Annotated in this window: 25 protein-coding genes and 2 tRNA genes; 20 read left to right on the forward strand and 7 right to left on the reverse strand. The window is 43.7% G+C overall.

Annotated features, from left to right (window positions below; translation table 11 throughout):
* Nucleotides 1–168: 168 nt before the first annotated feature.
* The 3 genes from A3C46_05650 to A3C46_05660 all read right to left on the reverse strand — a co-directional run bounded on the left by A3C46_05650 (nucleotide 169) and on the right by A3C46_05660 (nucleotide 3,667).
* Nucleotides 169–1,188 carry a hypothetical protein gene (locus tag A3C46_05650; GenBank protein ID OGQ23281.1) on the reverse strand — a complete coding sequence of 340 codons (1,020 nt, stop codon included), beginning with the start codon at nucleotides 1,186–1,188 and terminating at the stop codon, nucleotides 169–171.
* Complete coding sequence (locus tag A3C46_05655) at nucleotides 1,176–2,387, reverse strand: hypothetical protein (protein OGQ23282.1); 1,212 nt, start codon at nucleotides 2,385–2,387, stop codon at nucleotides 1,176–1,178. Before A3C46_05655 ends, A3C46_05650 begins: the two co-directional genes overlap by 13 nt.
* A 113-nt stretch (nucleotides 2,388–2,500) precedes the next feature.
* Nucleotides 2,501–3,667 carry a hypothetical protein gene (locus tag A3C46_05660; protein OGQ23283.1) on the reverse strand — a complete coding sequence of 389 codons (1,167 nt, stop codon included), beginning with the start codon at nucleotides 3,665–3,667 and terminating at the stop codon, nucleotides 2,501–2,503.
* A gap of 8 nt (nucleotides 3,668–3,675) precedes the next feature.
* Here A3C46_05660 and A3C46_05665 point away from each other — a divergent pair, with 8 nt between their 5' ends.
* From A3C46_05665 to A3C46_05675, 3 genes are all read left to right on the forward strand, one after another.
* Entirely contained in the window at nucleotides 3,676–5,922 is a 2,247-nt protein-coding gene (locus tag A3C46_05665) for a hypothetical protein (protein ID OGQ23284.1), read from the forward strand.
* A gap of 78 nt (nucleotides 5,923–6,000) precedes the next feature.
* Nucleotides 6,001–6,234, forward strand: coding sequence for a hypothetical protein (locus tag A3C46_05670; GenBank protein OGQ23285.1), 234 nt, complete (start codon nucleotides 6,001–6,003; stop codon nucleotides 6,232–6,234).
* Between the two features lie 7 nt (nucleotides 6,235–6,241).
* Complete coding sequence (locus A3C46_05675; protein OGQ23286.1) at nucleotides 6,242–6,823, forward strand: hypothetical protein; 582 nt, start codon at nucleotides 6,242–6,244, stop codon at nucleotides 6,821–6,823.
* Nucleotides 6,824–6,826: 3 nt separating this feature from the next.
* On the opposite strand, the gene A3C46_05680 is transcribed toward A3C46_05675, so the two are convergent.
* From A3C46_05680 to A3C46_05695, 4 genes are all read right to left on the reverse strand, one after another.
* Nucleotides 6,827–7,591: a hypothetical protein gene (locus A3C46_05680; GenBank protein OGQ23287.1), complete on the reverse strand. Its 765-nt coding sequence runs from the start codon at nucleotides 7,589–7,591 to the stop codon at nucleotides 6,827–6,829.
* A 93-nt stretch (nucleotides 7,592–7,684) separates the two neighbouring features.
* Nucleotides 7,685–7,758 (reverse strand) — tRNA-Arg (locus A3C46_05685).
* A complete protein-coding gene (locus tag A3C46_05690) occupies nucleotides 7,749–8,240 on the reverse strand; it encodes a hypothetical protein (protein ID OGQ23288.1) in 492 nt (163 codons plus the stop codon). The genes A3C46_05685 and A3C46_05690 overlap by 10 nt, the downstream gene beginning before the upstream one ends.
* Nucleotides 8,241–8,253: 13 nt before the next feature.
* Nucleotides 8,254–8,329, reverse strand: a tRNA-Lys gene (locus A3C46_05695).
* Between the two features lie 219 nt (nucleotides 8,330–8,548).
* On the opposite strand from A3C46_05695, the gene A3C46_05700 reads away from it, so the two are divergent.
* The 17 genes from A3C46_05700 (at nucleotide 8,549) to A3C46_05780 (ending at nucleotide 25,503) form a co-directional block, all read left to right on the forward strand.
* Nucleotides 8,549–9,505 (forward strand): hypothetical protein, encoded by a 957-nt coding sequence (locus A3C46_05700; protein ID OGQ23289.1) that lies wholly within the window; start codon nucleotides 8,549–8,551, stop codon nucleotides 9,503–9,505.
* Nucleotides 9,502–10,008: a hypothetical protein gene (locus A3C46_05705; protein ID OGQ23290.1), complete on the forward strand. Its 507-nt coding sequence runs from the start codon at nucleotides 9,502–9,504 to the stop codon at nucleotides 10,006–10,008. Before A3C46_05700 ends, A3C46_05705 begins: the two co-directional genes overlap by 4 nt.
* A 147-nt stretch (nucleotides 10,009–10,155) precedes the next feature.
* On the forward strand, nucleotides 10,156–10,740 hold the full coding sequence (locus A3C46_05710) for a hypothetical protein (protein OGQ23291.1): 585 nt from the start codon (nucleotides 10,156–10,158) through the stop codon (nucleotides 10,738–10,740).
* A 34-nt stretch (nucleotides 10,741–10,774) separates the two neighbouring features.
* Nucleotides 10,775–11,896 carry a hypothetical protein gene (locus tag A3C46_05715; GenBank protein ID OGQ23292.1) on the forward strand — a complete coding sequence of 374 codons (1,122 nt, stop codon included), beginning with the start codon at nucleotides 10,775–10,777 and terminating at the stop codon, nucleotides 11,894–11,896.
* A 9-nt stretch (nucleotides 11,897–11,905) separates the two neighbouring features.
* On the forward strand, nucleotides 11,906–12,892 hold the full coding sequence (locus A3C46_05720) for an NAD-dependent dehydratase (protein OGQ23293.1): 987 nt from the start codon (nucleotides 11,906–11,908) through the stop codon (nucleotides 12,890–12,892).
* 65 nt (nucleotides 12,893–12,957) lie between these two features.
* Nucleotides 12,958–14,151 carry a hypothetical protein gene (locus tag A3C46_05725; GenBank protein OGQ23294.1) on the forward strand — a complete coding sequence of 398 codons (1,194 nt, stop codon included), beginning with the start codon at nucleotides 12,958–12,960 and terminating at the stop codon, nucleotides 14,149–14,151.
* Nucleotides 14,138–15,193, forward strand: coding sequence for a hypothetical protein (locus tag A3C46_05730; GenBank protein OGQ23295.1), 1,056 nt, complete (start codon nucleotides 14,138–14,140; stop codon nucleotides 15,191–15,193). Before A3C46_05725 ends, A3C46_05730 begins: the two co-directional genes overlap by 14 nt.
* Nucleotides 15,190–16,392 carry a UDP-N-acetyl-D-glucosamine 2-epimerase, UDP-hydrolysing gene (locus A3C46_05735; protein OGQ23296.1) on the forward strand — a complete coding sequence of 401 codons (1,203 nt, stop codon included), beginning with the start codon at nucleotides 15,190–15,192 and terminating at the stop codon, nucleotides 16,390–16,392. Before A3C46_05730 ends, A3C46_05735 begins: the two co-directional genes overlap by 4 nt.
* Nucleotides 16,361–17,230: an imidazole glycerol phosphate synthase subunit HisF gene (locus A3C46_05740; GenBank protein ID OGQ23297.1), complete on the forward strand. Its 870-nt coding sequence runs from the start codon at nucleotides 16,361–16,363 to the stop codon at nucleotides 17,228–17,230. Before A3C46_05735 ends, A3C46_05740 begins: the two co-directional genes overlap by 32 nt.
* A gap of 31 nt (nucleotides 17,231–17,261) precedes the next feature.
* On the forward strand, nucleotides 17,262–17,903 hold the full coding sequence (locus A3C46_05745) for an imidazole glycerol phosphate synthase, glutamine amidotransferase subunit (protein ID OGQ23415.1): 642 nt from the start codon (nucleotides 17,262–17,264) through the stop codon (nucleotides 17,901–17,903).
* A complete protein-coding gene (locus A3C46_05750) occupies nucleotides 17,893–19,128 on the forward strand; it encodes an LPS biosynthesis protein (GenBank protein ID OGQ23298.1) in 1,236 nt (411 codons plus the stop codon). The genes A3C46_05745 and A3C46_05750 overlap by 11 nt, the downstream gene beginning before the upstream one ends.
* On the forward strand, nucleotides 19,128–19,766 hold the full coding sequence (locus tag A3C46_05755) for a hypothetical protein (protein ID OGQ23416.1): 639 nt from the start codon (nucleotides 19,128–19,130) through the stop codon (nucleotides 19,764–19,766). Before A3C46_05750 ends, A3C46_05755 begins: the two co-directional genes overlap by 1 nt.
* Entirely contained in the window at nucleotides 19,766–20,872 is a 1,107-nt protein-coding gene (locus A3C46_05760) for an N-acetylneuraminate synthase (GenBank protein OGQ23299.1), read from the forward strand. The genes A3C46_05755 and A3C46_05760 overlap by 1 nt, the downstream gene beginning before the upstream one ends.
* The gene (locus A3C46_05765) at nucleotides 20,872–21,861 is read left to right on the forward strand and encodes a hypothetical protein (protein ID OGQ23300.1); all 990 of its coding nucleotides are present in this window, start codon (nucleotides 20,872–20,874) and stop codon (nucleotides 21,859–21,861) included. The genes A3C46_05760 and A3C46_05765 overlap by 1 nt, the downstream gene beginning before the upstream one ends.
* Nucleotides 21,858–22,568, forward strand: a complete 711-nt coding sequence (locus A3C46_05770; protein ID OGQ23301.1) for a hypothetical protein — start codon at nucleotides 21,858–21,860, stop codon at nucleotides 22,566–22,568. Before A3C46_05765 ends, A3C46_05770 begins: the two co-directional genes overlap by 4 nt.
* Complete coding sequence (locus A3C46_05775) at nucleotides 22,565–23,344, forward strand: hypothetical protein (GenBank protein OGQ23302.1); 780 nt, start codon at nucleotides 22,565–22,567, stop codon at nucleotides 23,342–23,344. Before A3C46_05770 ends, A3C46_05775 begins: the two co-directional genes overlap by 4 nt.
* Nucleotides 23,341–25,503 carry a hypothetical protein gene (locus A3C46_05780; protein ID OGQ23303.1) on the forward strand — a complete coding sequence of 721 codons (2,163 nt, stop codon included), beginning with the start codon at nucleotides 23,341–23,343 and terminating at the stop codon, nucleotides 25,501–25,503. Before A3C46_05775 ends, A3C46_05780 begins: the two co-directional genes overlap by 4 nt.
* Nucleotides 25,504–25,514: the final 11 nt, after the last annotated feature.

Here is a 25,514-nt window from a genome sequence, read left to right on the forward strand (position 1 = left end):
CTCGGAATGAACACGAGGACGGGAAGTTTTAATTTGGCCACCCTTGGGGTGGCTCACAGCCGCCAAGCCTCCCTCGGAATGAACACGAGGACGGGAAGTTTTAATTTGGCCACCCTTGGGGTGGCTCACAGCCGCCAAGCCTCCCCCTTTGGGGGAGCGTTATGACGTTTAAGACATCAATAAATTGATCAAGGTAATCACAGCAAAAACAAGGACGAGGCTGCCAAGGCCGATCATGCCGATCTCTGTTGGAGTCATGGATCCAAAGGTTTTCGGAAGAGGGCGAGGTTCTGGATATTCCTGCGGTCCAACATTGCGCTCTACTTTTTCCCAATCACTCACCGCATCTGACGGTTCTTCCTCCACTTCTAATTTCTCTTCTGCTTCTTCTTCGAGAGGATTCGCGGTTGTCTCCACAAGGGGAATTTCCTCGGGTCGCACTTGAAGAGGCATGCGCTTTAAAGGCTCAGCTTCAAGCTGAGCGAGATTGATTTCTTGGGGATTACGAAACATCAGAACAATCGTTCCAAAAGCGATGCGATCTCCATCGTGAAGATATTCTTCTACGATACGTCGATTATTGAGAAAAGTTCCATTTTTGCTGTCAAGATCACGAACAATAATACCACCCCATCGCTTCGCGACTTTCGCATGTTGTCGTGACACGACATGTTCATGAATCGGGAAAGAACACTCTGGATCGCGTCCGATAATCAACTCTTGAATATCATCGGTGAGATGAATGCGTTTTCCTTCTTCTGAACCATTGAGCACTTCAAGACTCGGAACGGTTTCTCGATCAAGAGCTGCAAGCACGGTCTTCAGAAGTTTTACTTCCAACACATCACTTTCAGTGACCTCCTCTTCAACAAGCGCTGCCTCAGCATGTGCTGTTGTCGTAAATCGAAGATCATAGGTATCAATCGTAATCATATCGGAGTGCCGCAGAAGATGTTTTTCTTTGGAGGCAATTTTTCTTCCATTCAAAAGCGTTCCGTTTCCGCTTCCAAGATCAACGAGTAAAAAACGATCACCCTGAGCAACAACTTCGATGTGATGGCGTGAGATACCAGGGGAGAGCAAACGAATGATATTGTCATCATTGCGGCCAATCGTGATCCGAGGTTCGAGACACTCGTGGACTCGTTCTCCTTCTTTGCCTCGTTCGCTGATGATTAGTCGTGGCATGCGATATTTTCGCTCGCGATATAACGTCGAGCCACCTCTCGTTCGGTATTAAAACGGACATCGGCGACATTCAAAAAGCGACAAAAGGTTTTTCCCGCTTGCGAAGACTTTCCTTCCTGTTGATAGAGTGTTGCTAAATTATACAACGTCCGGGCATGTCGAGGATCAATGGTGATCGCTGTTTCCCAAACATCTTCTGCCTTGCTCTGCTCGTCTTGATAGAGATACGTGAGCCCCAGATTGAAATAAGCATCGACAAAATTGGGATTCATTTCTTTCGTTTTGGTAAAGGCCTGTTCTGCTTTTTCGTACGATTTTTTTTCTCCTTCTTCATCGCCACGCGCTTGCGCTTCTTCCGCAAGTTTGAACTCTACCATGCCAAGTTGAAACCATCCTGCTTCATGGAAATTGTTGAGGGTTGTCACACTTAAAAATTCAGTGCGCGCTTTTGGATATTCTTTTTCGTGAAGATAAAAAAGACCGAGTTGCATGTGAGCTTCAATCGAATTAGGATCAATTTCAATGGCTTTTTGAAAAGCATTTTGCGCTTTGTACGGTTCATTTTTTGCCAGATGGAGATTGCCGAGCTTTAACCATGGATCAAGAGCTTGCGGATCATCGCTAATCGCAAGGCGATATCGAATAATCGCATGCTCATAATCTCCGAGTTCTCGATAGAGATCAGCTAACTGAATATGGACATACGGAAGATTCGGATCGAGTTCGGTTGCTTTTTTGAGAGAACTTTCCGCAAACGGAATGTAACTTTTATCTTTACTCTCTTTTGTTTTTTGAATGTAGGCGAGTCCTAAGTTGTAGTGAGAGTCTGGACGGGTGCCATCTTTCTTGATTCCTTTTTGAATGATCTCAATGGCTTTATCTGTTTTCCCTTGCGCTAAGTAGACAGCGCCTAAGTGGCTGTAGGCTGCTGCATACTTTGAATCGAGGGCGATCGCATGTTGAAACTGTTTTTCAGCGTCGGTATAAGCGCCGCGTTGTTTAAACACCACGCCGAGATTGTTATACGCTTCCACATATTGAGAGGAGAGTTCGATTGCCGTTTTGAATTCGAATTCAGCTCGGTCTAAATCATTTTCTGCAAGCGCCACGATACCTTGGTTATTATGATATCCCGCCCGAGTGGAAGGAAGTGTGTTTTTTTTCCCACATGAGAGCGAAAGCAAGAAGAGTCCAATCATAAAAACACGTAACAAGAGTAATATCTTCCTGTCATTCCCGCATGTTGTTAGCGGGAATCTCATGGGATCCCCGCTTTCGCGGGGATGACAGCAGTTCATATTGTCGTTATGTTTCATTTTTCTGATCCTTGTGGTTCAAGGCATGAATCTAACTGAGTTGCTTTTCTCATGGCTTGTTTGGATAGAGCGCGCTTTTCACGCGCATTTGCCATCAGGGAGAGTTCATACCAGGAAAGAGCATCTTCGGGAATAAAAAGAGTTGCCTGTTCAAAGGCTGCTTCAGCTTTTTTTGTATTCCCCTCTTTTTTTGCCTGTATTCCTTCCACAAAGGCAGCATGGCCCTGTAAAAAACGATTTTCAAGAGGAAGATGGAGATCACTTTTCGCAAGAGCTTTCGGTTTTTTGGGAAGCGATCGCGGTGAAGGAGTTCGCTTGGCAAGATTTACCATGCGTGCCAGTTCTTCTTCTGCTTTTTGAACATGAAGGGCGAAATTGTCTTGATTCTGTTTTTTGTAAAGCCCCCAAAAAATATGAGTATCCACAACTCCCTGATACCCGAGAGGAGACTGATAGTCTGCACGCTTCGCTTCCTGAAACCATACGAGCGCTTGTTCAATTTTCTCAGGAGCATATGTTTCTAATGTTTCTCTTCCTTGAGTATAGTTTTCATAACATTCGGTGGAGATTGTGGCGTCACGAATACGATCAAATTGAAGAGCGTCATAAGGAGTATTGAAAAAAACGAATAATTTTTTTGCGCTGTCAGCAATGTGGGGAAAAAAATCTCGATGTTTGGGATAGGGAAATGTCAACGCATGTTGACTCGCAAGCTTCCCTCTTTTCTCTTTTACCGAAATGTACAAGCGTAAGACCCCTTGTTGAACTTGGAAAGAGCCATCAATGATAAAGTCAGGTTGCAGGGTTGATGAGAGACGGGCGGTGATTCCACTGAAAACTCTTATTTTTCCGCCGGTGCGGAGAAGATCAGCAAGAAAATTGCGAATCCCTAATGAAAGCCAGGCATCTTCCGGACGTTCGGTTTGATTCTTAAATTCCTGAACCAGAATGCTGGGCCCAGAGGGGAGAGATTGGAGTTCTTGCTCTGTCATGACCCGAGGCCAATCAATACAACGTGCATTGGCAAACGTTTGTCCCGGAGCAGAGAAGAGAAAGAAGAGGGAAAGAAGGAGGGTGACGATGAAAGAAAAAGGCATAGAAAAAACTATCTCTATTTCTTCAATGAAAATCAAGAGTTCACTTGCTCTTCCCTGGACCTTCATTCTTATCTATGCTATTTCCTTTTTTCATGGCTCAAGAAGAAAAGCCTCAAAAAGGGACTCCCCTTTCGGTGAATCCAGAAGATCGAACCGTTATTCGAAGAGATGGTGGTTCTGAAGAGACTCCTTCACGACCAAAAATCTATCTTCCTCCGTATGTTGTGGTGGTGGATGGTCCTCGTGTCGGGTCGCGATTTCCACTCCGAGATGACCCGAATATTATTGGCAGAGCTATTGGGGTGAGTGTTCGTTTGGATGATCAGAGTGTTTCCCGGCAGCATGCGGAGATCACCAAAGCAAAAGGGGGATGGATCGTCAAAGATTTGGGAAGTAAAAATGGGACTTCTGTCAATGGAGTCCTTCTCACAGATCCCGTGATCATTGGTCACAAGGATCTGGTAAAAACAGGTATTTATATTTTACGTCTTATTGCTCAGGAAACTCCTCTTCACGAAGAGATGACGCTCCCTCCTGAACTCGCTTCAGCCGATAAAACCTTGATGGGCAATGCGCCTCCAGAAGCCCCAACGGCAAGCGCGATTTCTCAGATGAAAAAAGAAAAAAAGAATGACATTGACGAAGAAAGTGTAGAAGTAAGACCGTCTTCGCGCATGAAAAAAATCCTGATGTGGGGTGGGGGAGCTGTGGTGATTGTGCTCCTTGCAACTTTTCTTTCAAAATCACTCTTTAAGTCCTCATCCAAAATAAAGGAAGGGCTGCAAACCCCTGCGATGGAAGAGCCCCTGGCATCGGAAGAGATTGCCTCATTGACTCCTCCTGAGGCAACAGCACCACCATCTCCGCCAGTATTACCGACAGAGCCTGCGACTCCGTCATTCCCAGAACCGCCGGGGATGACTCCGACTCCAGGACAAGAGATGCCTTCTGCTTCAGCTCCGGCAATGCCGCCTTCGGTATCAGTTCCGCAAACGGCGGAAGCCGCAAAAATTCCTCTTTTTCTCGATTTTGTTTCCAGTCCTCTTCCTGCAAAAATTCACTTTTTGGAAAAAGAGCTCGGGGTCACACCTCTTCGCGTCAATATGTCGCTTGAGCCAAACCGTACCTATGCGGTGCAAGCTGTTTTTGAAATGCCTGAAATAAAAGAAACGTACACACAACAAGTTGAGTTTACGGTCGATCCTGAAAAATCGATGGTTCCTCTTCTTTTTCGCGGACCGATCGGTATCATTCGCATTGATCAACTTCCGCGAGATGTAGAGCTCTATTTAGAAGGAAGTTTTGATCACGATCAATTTCGTCAACGTTCATTGAAATTCGATGACATTGTTTTGCAGAAACCGATGTATATTCCTTATGGCTCTTATCGCGTTGAACTTCGACGCGCGCGAAAGCTGAGCGAGACATCGCAAACGTTTGTGCAGGATATTATTCTTCGGCGAGATTTTATTCTTTCAAAAGAGAGTCCAACCTTTTTTGTCACGGTTCGAGATGAAGACCTTTCGGTCTTTCCTGTTGATATTCGATCCCTGCCGCTCAATGCTGATGTTTTTATTGATGGGAAAAAAGTCGGCAAAACTCCATTTCAAGGTATTTTCCCGCTTGGTGAACATCGCCTTTCGCTTCGTAAGGAAGGTTTTTTTGAACATACCGAAATTTTAAAAGTCGATATCAATACTCCTTATGCAACAGAAGTAGAGCTCAAAACTTCTCTTGCAGGGGCTCATGTGAATAATGCCCGCGCAGCGCTTCGACAAAATCTTTATCAAGAAGCGATTAATGAGTTAGCTGAAACGTTGAAAACGCAACCGACTCCATCAGAAGAAGCGCTTTCGAATTATCTTTTAGGGAAAGCCTATCTTGGCGTTGGAGATGCAACACGAGCGCTTGGCTATTTTCAAAAAGCCAAAGAATATGAAGATCAGAAATATCCAGCGTTGCTCGGCATGGTGAATGCCTATGCGGTGCAAGGTCAAACCAAAGACGCTCTTCCGCTTCTCGTCGAAGTTTTACTCAAAGCAGAAACAGAAGAGGTAAAGAAAGAAGCCAATGCTCTTTTTCAAAAAATTTCACCCTTTCGCTCAGTCATTTATATTTATTCTGAACCTGCGGGAGCAAAAGTGATTGTGAATGATAAACCGATCGAAAAGATAACGCCGGTCATACTTCATGAATTGCCACTTGGAAATTATCGTCTTCGTCTGGAGAAGGCGGGATACCAAGCAACGGATCTGAATTTAACCCTCTCGGTGAATGAGTTTAATCCTGTTATTGTGACTCTCAAACCCTTACCCCAATAAGATCTACGGTCAATAGTCTATATCCATGGTCTCAAAAGGGGGCTTGACCTTTTTCTCAGAAGGTTCCATCTCTTCAGCATGTCAGAACATGAACTGGATATGGAACGTAAAATTCTTCGCATTTTGAAAACTCGTTTCCGAGGAGAAGGAGGAGAGGAGTTTCAGAAACGCGCTCATCGTTTAGCGGAATCTCTGTTGGAGATGGGACTTCTTCAAGAAGCAAAAAAAGCTTTTGAACGCCTCTTGAAAATCAATCCGAGTGATAAAGCAGCACGAAGTGCTCTTACCGAGATTCGGGAATTTTTGAATTGAGGATCTTATGCTGCATCTCTTGAGAGTTTTTTCCTTTTTTCTTTTTGTTTTTTTGTTTACGGCTGCGTCAGCCGAGCTTCGTCAAGCTGATATGAAACTTCAAGCTCCTCCAACACAAGCTGCAGCGCTTCTTCAGCAAGTTGATATTTTAAGTCTTTATTTTTCTTCAACCCATATTGCGTATGCACCGCATCTTCTCCAAGAGAAACTTATTGAGATCGAAGCCACCGTGCTTGATCCTTCACTTCTTTTGGATCAAAAAAAGCTGGAAAATATTTTAATGCGGCAGATTCAAGTTTTTTTGAGAGAACTGAAAATTCGTCTTTCGCTCTATGCGCCGATGGTGGCAAAACACTTTGATGAAAACACCGATATTCGATTTGTGATCAACCAAGGAGTGCATCGGAAACCTCTCGGAAGTTGGAGAGAAGGGAAGCTTTCCCTCTATGGCCAACCTTTTCCTGTCGAAACGGTGGCATCGGCTCCTCCACAAAAAGAAACGGTTTTTCAGATCAACGAAGCTCGTGTGGTGCAGGATGAGGGGAAGTTAGAGCTGTGGCGCAGTTGTCCTGCCTATCGTGGAAAATAAAAATCATTCTGTGCTAAAAAGATGATGTCCCCAATCGCCGGTGAGAAAAACTTCCTTTCCATTGCTGAGTTTGGTGTATCCTTCAAGTTCAGAATAAAAGAGGAGACAACGAGTTTGTTCAATTGCGTTTTCAGCGTTATTCAAAGGGACCGCCTTATCGACATCGATTGAACTCAGACGCCAACCTTCCCACAAATTAATATTTTGGACCAAAATCATTTTTTGATTTTCATCGTTCCAGTGAATGTCCTGCACAAGCTGAGGAATCTCAAAACGATGAATAATGACTCCTGAATCTTCAATGTTATTTGCGGTTGAGAGGAGTGTGGGGTCCATAAGGAGAAGTTCATTCTTGCGATCAGTGGGATCATATTCTGCGGAAGCCACGTACCATATTCCATGATAGAAAACATATTCAGGTCTTGTTCCACGATGGTTGGAGGAAATTTCTTTGAGGAGTGCGCGATCCAGGATGCGATCTTCATAAAAAAGATTCCAATCAATGAGATACAACCAACCTCCTGTGCCGATAAACGTTGGAAAATCTTTGCGATAAGCAAGTCCTGTGGGATGAGGAATGAGATTTCTCTCTTGAACCGTCAATTGTCCAACCCATCCTGTCGGTTGCAATTCCATATCGAATTCTTGAACTGTTCCTGTAGCAGCATGACCATAGAGATAGACTGAATTCTCGATGACTTGGATTCCTTGTCCACTGCCAACTTGCGCTGAATCGTACGCTTTTAATGTCGGAAGTTCATATTGCATATTGGGCATACCATCGCAGGTGAGTGATTCGCATGCGGTAAGAAAGGAAAGCAAGAACAAGAAATATCGGAATACTGATGAAAAAGACATGTGCGCGCCCTGCAGGATTCGAACCTGCGACCACTTGATCCGAAGTCAAGTACTCTGATCCGCTGAGCTAAGGGCGCTCGCTTTTTTCCAAATCAAGAAGGAATTTTTTAATCTTCAATCCACCGCCAAATCCAGTAAGGCTTCCATCTTTTCCAATGACGCGATGGCAGGGGACGATGATCGAGAGAGGATTTCGTCCATTGGCCATGCCAACGGCGCGAGCTTTTTTTGAATCACCCAAGCGTTTCGCTTGTTCGCCGTATGAGATCGTTTCTCCATAAGGGATTTTTTGTAATTGTTTCCAAGCTTTCTTTTGAAAGACGGTCCCCTCTGGTGAAAGAGGAAGGTCAAATGTATTTCGCTTGTGTGAAAAATATTCTGTAAGCTGACGTTTTGCTTCTCCAAGGAGAGGATGACGTGCAGATTTTTTTGCATGCTGAAGTTTTGTGACAACCTCACTTTTTTTCAGATCGCTGGGCCATAAGATTTCTTTAAGACCGCTCTCTGTTGCCACAATTGTGATATTTCCAATCGGTGTCTTTAATTGGTCATAAAACATATAGGTCTCCTTTTTGTGAGCGGCCCGAGAATCGAACTCGGAACCCGCAGATTAAGAGTCTGCTGCTCTACCAATTGAGCTAGCCGCCCGAAACAAACCGTCGAAAATGCCCAGCTCCTTCGTTGTTTTCGTCAACACAAGCTGCGACGTACATCAAAGTACGTCTCGCTTGGCTTCCTCAAACTGCCTCGTAGTTGGATCATTTTGGACGGTTTGTCGATAATATTGTGAGCTCGTTTAGAGGCGAAGAGAGGAAAAAACAAGAGTTTTTTCGCGGGGAAATTTTCTATTGATACCATTGACACTGCATGTTACGAGCGATCGTTCACAACATGAATGGAGATCGGATACCGATGGAACCTGATGGAGCGCTCCACGCGGTCATTCTTGCAGGGGGGGAAGGGACGAGATTTCATCCTCTTTCAACTCGTGACCGACCGAAACAATTTCTCTCTTTTTTTGGGAAAGAGAGTTTTCTTCAGCAGACGTTTGAGCGAGTGAAGTGTGTTGTTCCGCCTGAACGTTGTTATGTCATGACTAATGTTCGTTATACTTCTCTTGTAAAAGAACAACTTCCTGAACTTTCTTCATTCCATATCGTAAGTGAATATGAAAAAAAGAATACAGCCCCTGCGATTGCGTATGTGACACGTTTGATTCAGGATCGTGATCCACATGCAGTGATCGCCATTTTTCCTTCAGATCATATGATTGATGATCCCGAGGTATTTCAGAAAACCATACGGAAAGCTGCTCTTGTGGCAAAAGAATATCAACGTATTGTCACGATTGGCATTGCTCCCACCTGGGCATCTCCCGAATATGGTTATATTCAGCGTGGGCATTTTCTGGAACCAGAGGTAAATACAGTGTGCGCTTTTCACGAAAAACCTGATCAAAAAACAGCCGAACAGTATCTTCACGAAAAAGAATATTTTTGGAATTCAGGGATGTTTCTTTTCCCGGCGAATCTGATGCTTCAAGAAATTCGCGCATTTCTTCCAGAACTTTATGCTTTGCTTTCAGTCTTTGAACTGAATCAACATTTTTTAGAGACGTACTTTAAAAAAGTTGAATCTCTTTCTCTTGATTATGGCGTCATTGAAAAAAGTTCTCATCTCGCCATGATAGAAGCCAATTTTTCATGGAGCGATATTGGAACATGGAAAGGTTTAAACGATTACGTGAGAAGAACGGGAAGAGTCCTGGATACTTCTCTTGAGCGGATGATGCTGGAACAACTTGCTCGCGAAGGGATTGCATGAGTCAATCTTGGTACATTCTTCAAACGAAGCCGGCAAATGAAGAACGCGTTCGTCAACATTGTCTTCTTGCAGATATTGAAGTTTTTTTGCCACGAGTGAAACGACTTTTTCGTGGTCGTCGTCGACCGACAGAACGATTGACTCCTCTTTTTCCCTCCTATCTTTTTATTTATGCTGATCTTCGCGATGGTGATATGTATCACAACCTTCGTTTCACACGCGGTGTCCGAAAAGTTTTGGGTGTGGGGCGGACTCCTCTTCCGGTAGATACGGCAATCGTGGATGTTATTCGCGAGAGGATCGATAAGAATGAAATTTTATTGGAGCAGGTAAGATATCAAAAAGGGGAAAAAATTCGTGTTCTCCAAGGACCATTGGCAGATCTCGTCGGAGTCTTGGAAAAACCGGTGTCGCCGGAGGGAAGGGTGCGTGTTCTTCTTCATGCCTATCAAAAATCGATTCGAGCTGAGCTTTCCTGCGCTGATATTGAATTAGCTTCATGATGTTCTTGACTCTTGACACCGAAGTAAAGTACTCAACGTTCACTCCGTGAACATTTCTTCTTTTCACCGTCATGGGGAAAATATCTCCTGTGATCGCTCTTTTTCTGCAGCGAAAGGGCGGTAGCCTGTCTTGAGTATCGTTATTCTATGCCACGAAAATCATCTTCATTCAATACGAGCGCTGAACTCAAAATTTTAGAACATCTGTCGGAGAAACCGCAGAATATTTCTCAACGAGAAATTGCTCGTCGGAGCGGTTTTTCTGTGGGTCTTATCAATGCGGTTATTCGGCGCCTTGTGACGACAGGATATGTAAAAACGTCTCGCCTGAATCGACGTTCGCTCGAATATTTATTGACCTCCGAAGGTTTTGCGCGCAAAGCGATGAAATCGTATCGTTATGTGCTCAAAACAGTACAAAATTATCATGCGATCCATCTTTTTCTCGTCGATCTCTTTCAAGATTTGCAACAAAAGAGGATCAAAAAATTTTACCTCTACGGAAATGGGGAAATGGCGACATTGGTCGAGAATTTTTTTTACGAAGCTCGGATTAAGGGGAAGCTTTCCCGATCTCTGCCACGAAAAAAGGAGAAAGAAGGAATTATTTTGAACGTGACTTCATCCCCGTATGCAAAAGGCGATGTTCTGGTCATTGATTTGATGTGCGAGCTTGAGCAGGCGATGAAGAACTGCAATCAGAAGGAACAATGGTTGCAAGAATTACCATGAAAAGAATAAAAGCATAAAAAGAGGAGATCATTTCATGAAAAAATTGTTGTGCTTTTTAATGGTAGGATGTGTGACTTTTTTACCCTCGTTTGCGGCCTTTGCTCAAGATGCCGGTTTTTCGGTGGGGGGACAAGGACAGGCGTTCGGTACTCGTCGACAGATGAATCGAAACATTCAATCCGGTGGAGTATCGTCATTTAATCGGAGTCAAACAAACGATGACAATGCGGAGTATGATTTTTCAAATCTCCGACGTATTCCGACAACAGCAGGAATGGGAGGCTATCAAGTTCATGTTCTTGGACAAATTCAAAATCCTGGGACCTATCGTTTTCCTCCGTCGACCAGGTTAGATGAAGCGGTGACCATGGCAGGAGGACTTCAAACGCGTGGATCAAAGCGAAATATTGAACTTCGGAGAAAAGATGGAGTTGCTCGCTATGATTTGTTTCGTTTTCAGACATTTGGAGATTTAAGCCAAAATCCTTTTTTACTCGATAATGACGTTATTTTTGTTCCGTATGGAGAGCACCATGTCATTTTGCAAGGTCCGGTGAAACAAACGGGGACCTTTGAGTTGTCTTCGCGTGATCAATCCATTTGGGATTTGCTCCAACTTGCAGGAGGATTTACAGCTGGTGTTTCAAAGTCAGGAGACGTGACTGTGATTCGTTATGTGGATACTGAAAAGCAGCTCTTCGAGATAAAAAATATAGAACCAGAATTGAAAGAATTTCTCCTTCAACACGGTGATATTGTCGTGATTCCCCATCTTTTAACGAAAGAAGCGAAGTTTGATTATGACATTAGTGCGCTCCCGGCGGATAATCTTTTTTATCCGTCATTTAATGATAATGTGTTTGTCCTTGGGAGCGTGGCGCTTCCGGGCGGTTATCCTTTTAATCCACACTATTCAGTCCGTGAATTTGTCTATCTTGCGGGCCCTCAAGTGAATGCAAATTTAAAACGCATGTATATTTTGACAGCGCAAGGCAAGCGAATCAAAAGGGATGATTTTGGAATGCATCGTTTAAGTCCCGGAGACACGATTGTTGTCCCATCGCGAGCATGGACCACGGACAATGTCGTGAAATGGTATACGACGGTGACGACAAGCGTTCTCGCAGGCGCTGCCGTTTATGGTATTGTCAAATAAAACATGACGATGCGTTCCAAAAAAGTTCTGGTGACAGGAGCCGATGGTTTTATCGGAAGCCATCTGGTGGAAACGCTTGTCAATGAAGGCTATGAAGTCCGTGCCTTTGTTTTTTATAATTCTTTTAATTCTTGGGGATGGCTTGATACGTTTCCCGCATCTCTGCTTCAAAATATTGAAATTGTGTGTGGAGATATTCGTGATCCCCATGGAGTAAGAAAAGCAGTAAAAGATATGGATATGGTCTTTCATCTTGCGGCGCTTGTTGCGATCCCTTTTTCGTATCATTCCCCTGATGCGTATGTAGATACGAATGTAAAAGGAACACTCAATATTTTACAAGCTTGCGTCGATATGAGTGTCGAGCGTGTCTTGATCACGTCGACATCAGAAGTGTACGGAACAGCGAAGCATGTCCCTATTGAAGAGACTCATCCTTTTCAAGGTCAGTCTCCGTATAGTGCGACGAAGATTGGGGCTGATCGACTTGCAGAATCTTTTTATCGGTCCTTTCAACTTCCTGTTACGATTGTTCGTCCTTTTAATACCTTTGGTCCGCGGCAATCGGCACGCGCTGTTATTCCCACGATTGTGACGCAATTAATGACGAACTCAGACACGATCAATCTTGGCTCATTGCTGCCCACGCGAGATTATACGTTTGTCAAAGATACCTGTAATGGTTTTATTTCCATTGCCAGTACTGAGAAAACTATTGGAGAGGAAATCAACATTGCCATGCAAGAGGAACGCTCCATTGGTGATATTGCGAAAATGATTTTCGAACGGATGAATGTCGAAGCAAAGATTATCTGCGACGATGCTCGACTGCGTCCGGAAAAAAGCGAAGTGATGCGTCTTTACGGAAGCAATCAAAAGTTAAAACAACTGACGACCTGGAAGCCGCAATATACGTTTGAACAAGGACTCGATGAAACTATCGCCTGGTTTCGAGAAAATATTCATCGTTATAAACCACATTTATATAATCTTTGAAAAGTCCGCAGGAGGCTCAACACGTCTCCGAGAGACTTTTCAATATTGTGTTAGATTGACTGCACATGATCAACCATCAAAAAAAGATACCACTTTCAGTTCCCTCTTTACGTGGCAATGAACTCAAATATGTGACGGAGTGTATTGAAACCGAATGGGTTTCTTCAGTGGGGAGTTATGTAAATCGTTTTGAAGAAGCGATTGCCTCTTTTCTGGGTATTTCTTCTGCAGTTGCGTGCGTCAATGGAACGGCTGCTCTGCATTTAGCGATGATCTTGTGTAATGTTCAGCAAAACGATGAAGTCATTGTTCCCACAATTACGTTTATTGCTCCGGCAAATGCGGTTCGTTATGTGGGCGCAGAGCCGGTGTTTCTGGATTGCGATGAGAAATTAAATATTGATCCTCAAAAATTAGAGGACTGTTTAAAAGAATGTTATACGAAAGCCCCGCAAGGGGCGACAGGCGTGATCAATAAAAAAACAGGACGATGTTTGAAAGCGATTGTCGTGGTGCATGTTTTCGGTCATCCGGTGGATATTGAGCCGATACGAAAACTCGCTGATCTTTATCAGCTGAAAATTATCGAAGATGCGACAGAATCGCTGGGATCTTTTTATTCCTCCCTTCAGGGTAAAAAATATATGGCGGGTACGGTGGGAGATGTTGCGTGTCTTTCCTTCAACGGAAATAAAATTATTACGACTGGTGGCGGTGGGATGCTGCTGACACATGACAAAACTCTTGCAGAAAAAGCGCGACATTTAAGCACCCAAGCCAAAAGTGATCCCCTTTATTATGATCACGATATGGTTGGATTTAATTATCGCCTGACCAATATTCAAGCCGCTTTGGGTGTTGCTCAGATGGAACAACTTGAAAGCTTTGTGCGAATCAAACGAGAGAATTTTTATAAATATCAAGAGCTTCTTCAAGATATCAAGGGACTCAGTCTCATTGAAGAACCTGCGTATGCAAAAAGTAATTACTGGCACTATGCGCTCATTGTTGATGACCCAGAAAGAGCGCAGCTCCGCGATCATCTTGTAAAAAGTTTACGTGTTCAAGGGATTGAAGTCCGACCTCTGTGGAGACCAAATCATCTTCAGAAACCATATCACCACTCTTTTGCCTACGAACCGACGCGAGCTCTTTGGTATGGAGATCGTGTCTTGAATCTTCCTTGTAGTGTCTCTCTCACCGATGATGATATTCATCATGTGGCAACCACCATACGAGGGCTTTATGGAAATGCTTGAATCGCTTTTGACTACACCCGATGTTTCCATCAAGACAGCGTGGAAAAAACTTAACGACAATGGATATAAAGTGCTCTTTGTTGTTAGTGACGAGCGACAGCTCATGGGCATTGTGACTGATGGAGATGTAAGACGGTGGGTGCTCGAAGAAAAATCGCTGCTTGAAAGTGTTCAGAAGGTCATGAACCCAAACCCTATTGCAGCACAGGAAACAGAAGATTTAGCAGAGATGAAAAAGAAGCTGCTTGACCATCGCATTGATTGCATTCCGGTTATTGATCTTGCTCGTTCACTCAAGCGCGTCATTTTTTGGAATGAAATTTTAGATCAGAAAGCTTCAATCACAGAAAAAATGGAGCTGCCTGTCGTCATTATGGCAGGGGGAAAGGGAGCGCGGCTCGATCCCTTCACGAAAATCCTTCCCAAACCTTTGGTCCCGATTGGAGATAAGCCCGTGATTGAAGTGATTATGGAGAGATTCGCCCGCTTTGGAGCAAAACACTTCTATATTTCCCTCAACTATAAAGCCAACATGATCAAAGCCTATTTTCAGGATTGTGTGCATAGTCATATCATTGAATATATACAAGAAGAAAAACCTTGTGGAACAGCAGGTTCTATCTCTCTTCTTCAAGGAAAACTTTCAACGCCTTTTATTGTCTGCAATGCCGATATTCTCATTGATGCAAACTACGCTGATATGGTCCGATTTCATGCAGAGCAGAAAAATAAGATTACCTTGGTCTGTTCCATGAAACATTTTCCAATTCCTTATGGTGTGGTGGAAATTGAAAATGGTGGCGAGCTCAAAACTATTACGGAAAAACCAGAGTTTGATCATTTGGTGCTCACTGGCCTTTATATTGTGGAGCCAGAACTCATTCGTCTTATTCCGCGGGATCAGGAATTTCACATGACCCATCTCATTGAAAAACTTCGCGCTGAAGGTGAAAAAATTGGTGTCTATCCTGTTTCTGAGAAAGCTTGGATGGACGTGGGTGAACTTGAAAGCTATCGAGAAACGCTTCGGAAATTTCAATGAGAAAAATTTGTGTTATCACAGGATCGCGTGCTGAATATGGACTTCTTCGTTGGACCATGGAAGAAATCAAAAAAGATTCGAACTGTACACTTCAGATTCTTGCCACGGGGACGCATTTTGCAAAGCGTTTTGGTGAGACGTATCATTTTATTGAAGAAGACGGTTTTTTTATCGATGAAAAAGTTCCACTTCCGAGTGAAGGTGATACGATTCCTGAAACTGCTGAGACTATCGGTGTTGCTATCCCCGCTCTTACGCACGCTCTTTTACGTCTTTCGCCAGACATTGTGGTGCTTTTGGGAGATCGTTTTGAGATTCTCGCAGCCGCAATTGCAGCGACTCTCCTCAAAATTCCGATTGCCCATATTCATGGGGGAGAATCTACGCTTGGTGCTTTTGATGATGTTTTTCGTCATGCCATTACAAAAATGTCGTTCTTTCATTTTGCAGCGGCTGAACCGTATCGACAGAAAATTATTCAGATGGGAGAAAGTCCTGATCGTGTTTTTTGTTTTGGCGCCCCCATGCTTGATAGTTTAGAACGCCTCACTTTTCTTTCTCGAGGAGAACTTCAAGAACGATTGCAATGTCAACTCAAGTCTCCAATTTTTTTAGTAACGTATCACCCCGTCACTCTCGAACATGAACGCTCTCTCCAAAAAATAAAAACTCTCTTAACATCGTTAGATCAATTTCCAGAAGCGAGTCTTATTTTTACACGTCCGAATGCTGATCCCGACAACAAAATTATTTATGAGATGTTGGATGCTTATGTTGAAAAAGAAAAAGAACGCGCCTTCGTTTTTACATCGCTGGGAACTCTTCTCTATTTAAGTCTTATGCAGCATGCTGACGTCGTCATTGGAAACTCTTCGAGTGGAATTATCGAAGCTCCAGCGTTGAAGAAGGCTTCAGTCAATATTGGAGATCGACAAAAAGGGCGTTTGATGTCTGATTCGATTGTGCAAGCAGTGGATGAACGAGAATCTATTTGTGAAGCGATCAAGAAAGCTCTCTCTCCGGATTTTCAAAAGAAACTTGTGAAAATTCAAAACCCTTATGGAGAGAAGGGTGAGGTTGCAAAAAATATGGTGAATATTTTGAGAACTGTTTCTCTTTCTGAAGACATGCTCAAGAAACCTTTTTATTCAGGAAATTTTCAACCAAATGCCAATTGTTCGTATCATTCCGAAACTTGAAATAAAGGGACCTAATTTAGTGAAAGGTATTCACCTCGAGGGGCTTCGTGTCCTGGGGAAACCGGAACATTTTGCTCGTTATTATTATGAACAAGGGGCAGATGAGCTTGTGTATCAAGATGTGGTTGCAAGTCTGTATGGACGAAACAGTTTGCTCGAAATGATCCGCAAAACCTCACAAGAAATTTTTATTCCCTTAACGGTTGGCGGTGGATTGAGGTCTCTTGAAGATATTCGCGAAGTATTGCGAGCTGGTGCAGATAAAGTCGCTTTGAATACCGCCGTGCTTCGAGAACCAAAGTTGATACAAAAAGCATCTCAAATGTTTGGATCATCCACTATTCTTGTTTCGATTGAAGCCATAAAAAAACACGATGGTTCCTATGAGGCGTATACAGATTGTGGCCGTGAAGAAACGGGTATCAATGCTATAGAGTGGGCAAAAGAAGTTGAAACATTAGGCGCAGGTGAAATTATGCTTACCTCAATTGATGGCGAAGGAACAGGGCGGGGTTATGATCTTGAGCTGACAAAAACAATTGCGCAAAGTGTTTCCATTCCGGTCATTGCTTGTGGTGGAGCGGGAAATTTTCATCATATTCGTTCTGTGATCAAAGAAGGTTTTGCCGATGCGGTGTGTCTTGCCTCGATGCTTCATTATAATTTCATCAAACATGCTCAGAGTCATAAAGAAAATTATTCAGTTGAGGGAAATACGAAATACTTAAATGCGAGTACGCCTTTTACATTAGTAGAAGAAACCACGCTTTCTGAAATAAAACGTCACCTTGAAGAGTGTGGAGTCCATTGCCGATTTCAGGAGAATTCCCATTTCTAATACTCCCACAACCGTCATTATCGACTATGGTATGGGTAATCTTTTCAGCGTCAAAAATGCGTGTGAAAAAGTAGGATTATCTGTGACCGTTACGGCATCGAGACAAGAAATACAAAAGGCTCAGGCGGTGATTCTTCCTGGGGTCGGCGCTTTTGGTGATGCGATGAAAGAGCTTCATCGTCTTGATCTCGGCTCTTTATTGAAAGAGATTGCTGCATCAGAGACACCTTTTTTTGGTATCTGTCTTGGAATGCAATTGCTCATGACACAGAGCCACGAATTTGGTCAGCATCGAGGACTCGACATTATTCCAGGTCATGTTGTTCGTTTTGAGCATCCTGTTGAGCCGGATGGTACGAAATTAAAAGTTCCAGAAGTTCAATGGAACCGAGTTCAGAAAATATCTTCAGAAAAAGATACGTGGAAGGGAACACTTTTGGATGGGATTTCGGATGGAGCTTTCTTTTACTTTGTGCATTCGTTTTACTCAGTCCCCGATGATGCTCGATATACTCTTTCCACTTCATCTTATGGACAACACACCTATTGCTCCACTCTGCGCCATAAAAATATCTTTGCTTGTCAATATCACCCAGAACGAAGTGGTGAGGTTGGTCTCAAAATGTATCACAACTTTGCGATGACAATTCGCCAACGTTTCAATGAAAGATAAGGAGAGTATTATGGAAGAAATGAAAACACTTCATGGTCTGCCAGCGAATGTTGTTTATTGTAAGCGCTGTGTCATGTCCAATCAGCGTCCAGCGTCTGTCCCTGAGTTCAAGCATACGAAAGATTGGAAAGCAGAAACTCGAAAGACGTTGCAGATCGATAACAACGGTATATGCGATGCATGTCATTATGCAGAACAAAAGGAACAGATTGACTGGAAAACGCGCGAGGAAAAACTTTTAAAGCTTCTGGATCAACATCGTCGTACCGATGGAGGATATGACTGCATTGTTCCGGGAAGTGGTGGTAAAGACAGCGTCTACGCTTCGCATGTTCTCAAGTACAAGTATGGCATGCATCCTTTGACAGTGACATGGCCACCGATTCTTTATACCGATTACGGGTATCAAAATTTCAAAAATTGGATTGAAATTGGCGGCTTCGATAATATTACCTTTAAGCAAAATGGAAGGGCGATGAGGTTGTTGACCAAACTGAGTATTGAAAATCTTTTTCACCCGTTCCAAACTTTTATTCTTGGGCAAAAGAACTTAGCTCCGAAAATTGCAGCCAAATATAAAATTCCGCTTATTTTTTATGGTGAAAATGAAGCTGAGTATGGAAACCCCATTGCTGATAACGCAAGTTCTTTGCGGGATAAATCCTACTATTCCATGAAGCATATCAATGAAATGTATTTGGGGGGCGTTTCTATTTCCCAGTTACAAGAAAAATATAAACTCACGTTGAACGATATTATGACATTTCTTCCCGCACCCTCGGAAGAACTTGATCATTCTCATATCGAGGTTCACTATTTAGGATACTATCTGAAGTGGACTCCTCAAGAGAGTTATTATTATGCAGTTGAAAATTCCGCATTTAAAGCTCGTCCGTTTAGAACACAAGGGACGTACAGTAAGTATAATAGTATCGATGATAAAATTGATGATCTTCATTACTACACGACGTTTTTGAAATTCGGTTTGGGACGCGCTACGTATGATGCTTCGCAAGAAATCAGAAATAAACATCTGACACGTGAAGAGGGTGTGGTATTGGTCCAACGTTTCGACGGCGAATTTCCTGACAAATATTTGGATGACGTTCTTGCCTATCTCGAGATTCCCAAGGAGCGTTTTTTTGCGCTGTGTGATGAAGCCAGGTCTCCCCATCTTTGGAAAAATGAAAATGGGATCTGGACATTAAAACATCAGGTTTCATGATGGAAAAAATTATTCTTCTTGGTGGTGGTGGACATGCACGAGTCGTTATCGATACGATTCTCGAACAGAAACGCTATGAGCTCGTCGGTGTGCTCGATGCAGCGATTACACTCGGATCTGAAGTCTTTCCAGGTGTGCGTGTGCTCGGATCTGATCAAGATCTGCAAAAATATTTTGCACAAGGCGTGCGTCATACGTTTGTGGCGTTTGCAGCCATGGAAAATATACAGGCGCGAGAAATGGCGGTGAGACGAGCCCGTGAGATTGGATTTTGGTTTCCTGTGCTTATTCATCCAAAGACAATCATTTCTCATCAGACAACGATCGGTGAAGGAACCTTCATCGCTGCCGGCGCGATTCTTCAACCGGGAACTTCAATTGGTGCACACAGCATCATCAATACGGGAGCGCAAGTAGATCACGACGGAAAGATCGGCGCTTATTGTCACATCGCACCGGGAGCGGTTTTAAGCGGCAATGTTACAGTTCACAATTACACTCATATTGGAACGGGAAGTTGTGTGATTGAATCACGCACGATTGGTGAGAGAACTTTTATTGGCGCTGGCAGTGTGGTAGTTGACGATATTCCAGCGAATTGCAAAGCATTTGGAAATCCTTGTCGCGTCAGAAAATAATGCCAGAAAAAATTTACATTATTGCGGAAGCAGGCGTGAACCATAATGGAGATATCGGTCTTGCATATCAGCTCATCGATGCTGCATCTGCGGCTAAGGCTGATGCCGTCAAGTTTCAGATGTTTCGTGCTGAAGCGCTGGTGACAACATACGCAGAACAAGCTGCTTATCAAAAGAGAAATCTTGCGGCGTCATCCCTGCGAAAGCAGGGATCTCATGCTGATCATGAGATTCCCGCTTTCGCGGGAATGACTTTACAATACGATATGCTGCGCAAACTGGAACTCTCGTTGAAAAACTTCCAAACGTTGAAAAAATATTGTGATAAAAAGAAGATCACGTTTTTAGTCACACCTTTTGATGAACTTTCGGCAGATCAGTTAGATCCTCTGGTTGAGCAATTTAAAATTTCTTCTGGTGATTGTACGAATATCCCTTTGCTCAAACATATTGCGAGCAAACGGAAGCCCATTATTCTCTCCACAGGCATGACAACACTTGAAGAGGTAAGAAGAGCGGTTGATATCTTTTCAAAAAAACAATTTACGCTTTTGCATTGCACGACCAACTATCCATGCCCGTTTCCAGAAGTGAATCTGGGTGCAATGAAAACACTCCGAGATGAGTTTCAGTGTCCCGTTGGACTTTCGGATCATACCGAGGGGATCGAAGTGGCAATAGCAGCTGCAGCCCTTGGTGCATCGGTGATCGAAAAACATTTTACGCTTGATCGAACACTTCCAGGTCCTGACCACAAAGCGTCTCTGGAACCAAATGAGTTAATATCCATGGTGCGAGCGATTCGCAACATTGAACAGGCGCTCGGAGATGGAGTGAAAAAGCCGCAAATTTCGGAAGTGGAGACAGCAAAAGTCGCCAGGCGCAGTCTTGTCTTTTCAAAAAATCTTCCGAAAGGGACCGTGCTTCATGAGACTCACTTTCTGGCAAAGCGTCCAGGAACAGGTCTCTCTCCAGAAAAAATTGAACAGATTGTGGGTCGAACATTAAAAAAAGCTGTTGTGAAAGATGAACTTGTCAGTTTTGAATCGCTAGAAACCAATTTTTTGGATATTGAGAACGCTCACCCTGAGCTTGTCGAAGGGTGATGCTTCGACAGGCTCAGCATGAACGGGATATTTTTGACTTAATAGGTATGAAGAAAAAAATAGTCATCATTGGACTTGGCTCGATTGGAAAACGGCACGCACGTCTTCTGTTGGAAGAGGGCTATGACGTCGTCGCCTTTCGATCAGGGACACAAAAAGGGAATGATCTGCAACTTCCTGAAATTTATTCCTGGGAAGAACTTTTTAAACTGAAACCAGACGCCTGTTTCATTACGAACCCAACCCATCTTCACTTGAAGACAGTTCAGCCGTGTCTTGAAGCAGGGATTCCTGTTTTTCTCGAAAAACCGATCGATATGTCGTGTGAAAACCTCGATGCTTGTTTATCCATGCTGAAAGAGCGCCAGCTCCCGACGTATGTGGCGTATGTGCTTCGGTTTCACCCTGTGGTGAAAGCGCTTCGAGAAGAGCTTCAGGGGAAAAAAGTTTTTCACGTACGAGGAGTCTGTACGTCATATCTCCCAAGCTGGCGAGCAGGAGAGGCGAAGCAATATTATTCAGCTCATGCTTCGCAAGGGGGAGGAGTGATCCTTGATGTGTCGCATGAGTTTGACCTTATGGATTATCTTTTAGGCCCTCTTGAAGAGATAAAGGGAAACTTTTCAAGATTGTCACATCTAACTGAAAATGCAGAGGATTTTGTTGATTGCTTCATGCGATCAAAGACAGGTGCCCAGATCAATCTCCATCTGAATTTTTTGAGTCACCACCGTGAACGTCGTTTGGTCATTGATACGGAAAAGGGATGCTATAAGGGCGATCTTCTTGCAGGGAAACTTTCGTTTCTTTCCGAAAAAGAAGAGAGCTGGGAAAAACAATATCATTTTCACTCTGACGATCTTTTCCGAGAGCAGATTCGATACTTTTTTGATCATCTGCATGATCCGACGATGATGAACAATCTTGTAGATGCGGCACCACTCTATCGAAAAATCATTGCGATGCGAGAGGGGAAATCTCTTTTATGAACATTCTAGTGACGATTGCTGCGCGCGGTGGTTCCAAAGGAGTGCCTGGAAAAAACATTCGTCCTCTTTGCGGGAAACCTTTGATAGCTCACACCATTGAACAAGCAAAAAGATGGGGAAGAGCTTCGCACAGTGTGGTGAGCACAGATTCTGACAAGATTGCTTCTGTTGCCCGTGATTACGGTGCGCTTGTTCCCTTTATGCGTCCCGCAGAGATGGCAACCGATACTGCGGATAAGTTTTCGGTTCTTCGCCATGCCACAAAAACTTCCGAAGAAATTTTTCAAACGACGTACGATATTATCGTGGATCTTGATGTAACATCTCCTTTTCGAACGGTGCAAGATTTGGAAAATTGTTTAGATATCTTTACCCAGAAAAGGCCGCAGGCCCTTTTTAGTGTGGTCAGGGCGCATAAGAGCCCGTACTTCAATATGGTGGAAGTGGATGAGAGGGGATTTGCTTCTCTTTCGAAACGACTTGCCACGAATATTCATCGTCGTCAGGACGCGCCGGTGGTGTATGCGATGAATGCTTCGATTTATTTTTATGATCGAGATTTTTTAATTGATCCCCAAAGCATGTCTCCCATTTCAGATCGCTCAGTGATTTATGAAATGGAAGAAATCTCGAGTTTCGATATCGATCGCGAAATCGATTTTCACTACGCAGAATTTCTTGTCACGGGAGGATATTTTTCATTATGAAAAATCTTTTCGATCTTACAGATCGTGTGGTAGTCGTTACGGGAGGAGCAGGGACGCTTGGGAGAAGTTTTGTTTCGGCATTTCTTCAAGCCGGGGCAAACGTTGTCATTGCTGAAAAGGATGTTGAATGCGCAAATGATTTTGTTTCTCAATTACAGTATAAAGATCGTGTACAGTCTGTAGCTCTCGATATCTCATCTGAATCTTCTCTTCTCTCTTGTATGACCGACATCGTAAAGCGCCAGGGACGTATCGATGTCTGGATCAACAACGCTTATCCACGCACGAGCGATTGGCATCTTCCCTTCGATAAAATTCCTTTTGCGTCATGGCAGAAAAATATCAATGATCATTTGAATGGCTATTGCTGGTGTGCCCGCGAGGTGGCCGAAGAAATGAAAAGCCACGGCAGTGGCTCGATCATTAATATTGCCTCTATTTATGGAATTGTTGGCCCCGATTTTTCGATTTACGAAGGAACACAGATGACGATGCCAGCAGCCTATGCAGCGATCAAAGGAGGCATTGTTCAGTTCACGCGCTATTTAGCCTCTTGGTACGGTTCTTCTGGAGTACGGGTGAATACGATCTCTCCTGGTGGTATTGAAGCGGATCAACCGAAAAGTTTTAAAGAAAAATATATCGCGCGAACACCGCTCCGCCGCATGGGGACGCCTGAAGATATTTCAGGTGCAGCCCTTTTTCTCGCTTCCGACGCTTCATCTTATATGACCGGCCACAATCTCGTGATTGATGGCGGTTGGAGTATTATATGAAAATTTTAAGTACCCTTGGTCCCGCCTCGTTGAAAAAAGAGATCATTCAAAAGTTAGATGTGCTTGGTGTTGACATTTTTCGTATTAATCTTTCCCATGTGGGTCTCGATGTTCTCGAGCAGATCATTTGCACCATCAAAGAAGCGACTTCAAAACAGATTTGTATTGATACGGAAGGGGCGCAAATCCGCAATCGATACATGGAAAAGAATGTGCAGGTGAAAGAAAATGCGCTCATTGAACTGACCTCTCAAGAAGTGCTTGGCAATGAACGTCTGCTTTCACTTTCACCGACCTTTGCGGTCGATCTCATTGAAGAGGGGAGTTTTGTCAGTATCGATTTTGATTCTGTCTTTTTACACGTGATTGAAAAAAAACCGGGGAAACTCATTGCCAAAGTTCTTTCGGGCGGCACGATCGGAAGTAATAAGGCTGTGACGGTCGATCATCCGGTAGCTCTCCCGGTGCTTTCAGAAAAAGATGAAAAAGCCATCGAGCTTGCAAAAAAATATGGCATTGATTGTTACGCACTTTCATTTGCTTCAAGCGCCAAAGCGGTGAAGTATGTTCGCGAACGTATAGGATCATCGGCATTTTTAATCTCAAAAATTGAAAGTCGGCAGGGTGTTCGCAATGTGGACGAAATTCTTGAGGTCACTGATGCAATTCTGATTGATCGCGGCGATCTTTCGCGTGAAGTGGCCATTGAAAAAATTCCCTTTCTTCAAAAACTTCTGATTCAAAAAGCGAATGAGAAAAAAGTGCCAGTGTTCGTTGCAACAAATCTTCTCGAATCAATGACTGATCGTCGGAAACCGACACGCGCTGAAATGAATGATGTCATGAATACACTTCTTGATGGAGCCGATGGCCTTGTTTTAGCGGCTGAGACTGCAGTGGGAAAACATCCGCGCGATTGTGTGGCTCTTGTCTCCTCGTGTATTCAGCACTTTCAGGAATGCACCAAGATAAAATCTTGTGATGATCTTCTGGCAGATCATTCCTTTTTTCTCACAGCACCACACGGTGGGACATTAGTAGAAGCGTTGTCGGAAAAGAGAGATCGAGAGGAACTTTCTGCTTTTCCAACTCTTTTTGTGGATGAAACCACCTTGATGGATGCAGAGCAGATTGCCATTGGAACCTTTTCTCCGCTTCGTGGATTTATGACGCGTGAAGAGGTGCAGCATGTTCTTTCTGACTATGCTTTGCCAACAGGAACACCTTGGCCTCTTCCTATTCTCTTTCAAGTATCACAGGAACAAGCTGCACGTTGTCGTGAAAACAAATGTGTTGCTCTTGCGTCGTCGCAAACAAAACAAGTTCATGCGCTTCTTCAGGTAACCGATGTTTATCCTTATGATCTTAAAAAGCTCGCTCGTGAGATGTATGGAGTTGACACTGAAGAGCATGCTGGAGTGAAGCGTCTTCTGAAAAATGAGGGATGGTTTGTGGGCGGAGAAATAACGCTCGTGAGCAGATTGCCGCGTCCTCTGAAACGTTATGAACTCACGCCTCGTCAGACGCGCATTATTTTTGAACATCAGGGATGGAGTCGTATCGTCGGTTTTCATACACGCAATGTGATTCATCGCGCGCATGAAGCGCTTCAACTCACGGCGCTCGAAAAATATGGATGCGATGCGCTTTTTGTGCATCCGGTGGTGGGCCCAAAAAAGAAGGATGACTATACATCTGAAGTGATTCTCAAAAGTTATGAACATATGGTGGAACATCATTATCCTTCGCAGGTGCTCTTAGCAGCCTTCTCTACGTTTTCGCGATATGCAGGTCCACGCGAAGCGGTCTTTACAGCGCTTTGCCGGAAAAATTTCGGATGCAGTCATTTCATTATGGGACGCGACCACACAGGTGTCGGAGAGTTTTATGCAGCCGATGCGTCCCAGAAGCTTTTTTCCGAAATGGGAGATTTAGGAATTCAACCTGTTTTCTTTGATCGTGTTTCCTATTGCGATAAATGTGGTCGTCATGTGGAAACATGCGAGCATGGAGAAGCAGCGCATCTTTTTATCAGTGGAACCAAAGCGCGAGAGATGTTGATGGCAGGAGAACGACCCCCGGAATGGTTTATGCGTTCGGATATCTCAGATCTTTTAATGAAAGCGATGAAGGAAGGAAAAGAAGTCTTTGTCTCCTAAACAAGCTCCTA

The organism is Deltaproteobacteria bacterium RIFCSPHIGHO2_02_FULL_44_16 (assembly GCA_001798185.1).
GTDB lineage: Bacteria > UBA10199 > UBA10199 > 2-02-FULL-44-16 > 2-02-FULL-44-16 > 2-02-FULL-44-16.

Bases quoted from the DNA above. Each gene is read 5' to 3' on its own strand.
- A3C46_05650 (OGQ23281.1), bottom strand. From the start codon at position 1,188: ATGCCACGACTAATCATCAGCGAACGAGGCAAAGAAGGAGAACGAGTC.
- A3C46_05655 (OGQ23282.1), bottom strand. From the start codon at position 2,387: ATGATTGGACTCTTCTTGCTTTCGCTCTCATGTGGGAAAAAAAACACA.
- A3C46_05660 (OGQ23283.1), bottom strand. From the start codon at position 3,667: ATGAAGGTCCAGGGAAGAGCAAGTGAACTCTTGATTTTCATTGAAGAA.
- A3C46_05665 (OGQ23284.1), top strand. From the start codon at position 3,676: ATGCTATTTCCTTTTTTCATGGCTCAAGAAGAAAAGCCTCAAAAAGGG.
- A3C46_05670 (OGQ23285.1), top strand. From the start codon at position 6,001: ATGTCAGAACATGAACTGGATATGGAACGTAAAATTCTTCGCATTTTG.
- A3C46_05675 (OGQ23286.1), top strand. From the start codon at position 6,242: ATGCTGCATCTCTTGAGAGTTTTTTCCTTTTTTCTTTTTGTTTTTTTG.
- A3C46_05680 (OGQ23287.1), bottom strand. From the start codon at position 7,591: ATGCAATATGAACTTCCGACATTAAAAGCGTACGATTCAGCGCAAGTT.
- A3C46_05690 (OGQ23288.1), bottom strand. From the start codon at position 8,240: ATGTTTTATGACCAATTAAAGACACCGATTGGAAATATCACAATTGTG.
- A3C46_05700 (OGQ23289.1), top strand. From the start codon at position 8,549: ATGTTACGAGCGATCGTTCACAACATGAATGGAGATCGGATACCGATG.
- A3C46_05705 (OGQ23290.1), top strand. From the start codon at position 9,502: ATGAGTCAATCTTGGTACATTCTTCAAACGAAGCCGGCAAATGAAGAA.
- A3C46_05710 (OGQ23291.1), top strand. From the start codon at position 10,156: ATGCCACGAAAATCATCTTCATTCAATACGAGCGCTGAACTCAAAATT.
- A3C46_05715 (OGQ23292.1), top strand. From the start codon at position 10,775: ATGAAAAAATTGTTGTGCTTTTTAATGGTAGGATGTGTGACTTTTTTA.
- A3C46_05720 (OGQ23293.1), top strand. From the start codon at position 11,906: ATGCGTTCCAAAAAAGTTCTGGTGACAGGAGCCGATGGTTTTATCGGA.
- A3C46_05725 (OGQ23294.1), top strand. From the start codon at position 12,958: ATGATCAACCATCAAAAAAAGATACCACTTTCAGTTCCCTCTTTACGT.
- A3C46_05730 (OGQ23295.1), top strand. From the start codon at position 14,138: ATGGAAATGCTTGAATCGCTTTTGACTACACCCGATGTTTCCATCAAG.
- A3C46_05735 (OGQ23296.1), top strand. From the start codon at position 15,190: ATGAGAAAAATTTGTGTTATCACAGGATCGCGTGCTGAATATGGACTT.
- A3C46_05740 (OGQ23297.1), top strand. From the start codon at position 16,361: ATGCCAATTGTTCGTATCATTCCGAAACTTGAAATAAAGGGACCTAAT.
- A3C46_05745 (OGQ23415.1), top strand. From the start codon at position 17,262: ATGGGTAATCTTTTCAGCGTCAAAAATGCGTGTGAAAAAGTAGGATTA.
- A3C46_05750 (OGQ23298.1), top strand. From the start codon at position 17,893: ATGAAAGATAAGGAGAGTATTATGGAAGAAATGAAAACACTTCATGGT.
- A3C46_05755 (OGQ23416.1), top strand. From the start codon at position 19,128: ATGGAAAAAATTATTCTTCTTGGTGGTGGTGGACATGCACGAGTCGTT.
- A3C46_05760 (OGQ23299.1), top strand. From the start codon at position 19,766: ATGCCAGAAAAAATTTACATTATTGCGGAAGCAGGCGTGAACCATAAT.
- A3C46_05765 (OGQ23300.1), top strand. From the start codon at position 20,872: ATGCTTCGACAGGCTCAGCATGAACGGGATATTTTTGACTTAATAGGT.
- A3C46_05770 (OGQ23301.1), top strand. From the start codon at position 21,858: ATGAACATTCTAGTGACGATTGCTGCGCGCGGTGGTTCCAAAGGAGTG.
- A3C46_05775 (OGQ23302.1), top strand. From the start codon at position 22,565: ATGAAAAATCTTTTCGATCTTACAGATCGTGTGGTAGTCGTTACGGGA.
- A3C46_05780 (OGQ23303.1), top strand. From the start codon at position 23,341: ATGAAAATTTTAAGTACCCTTGGTCCCGCCTCGTTGAAAAAAGAGATC.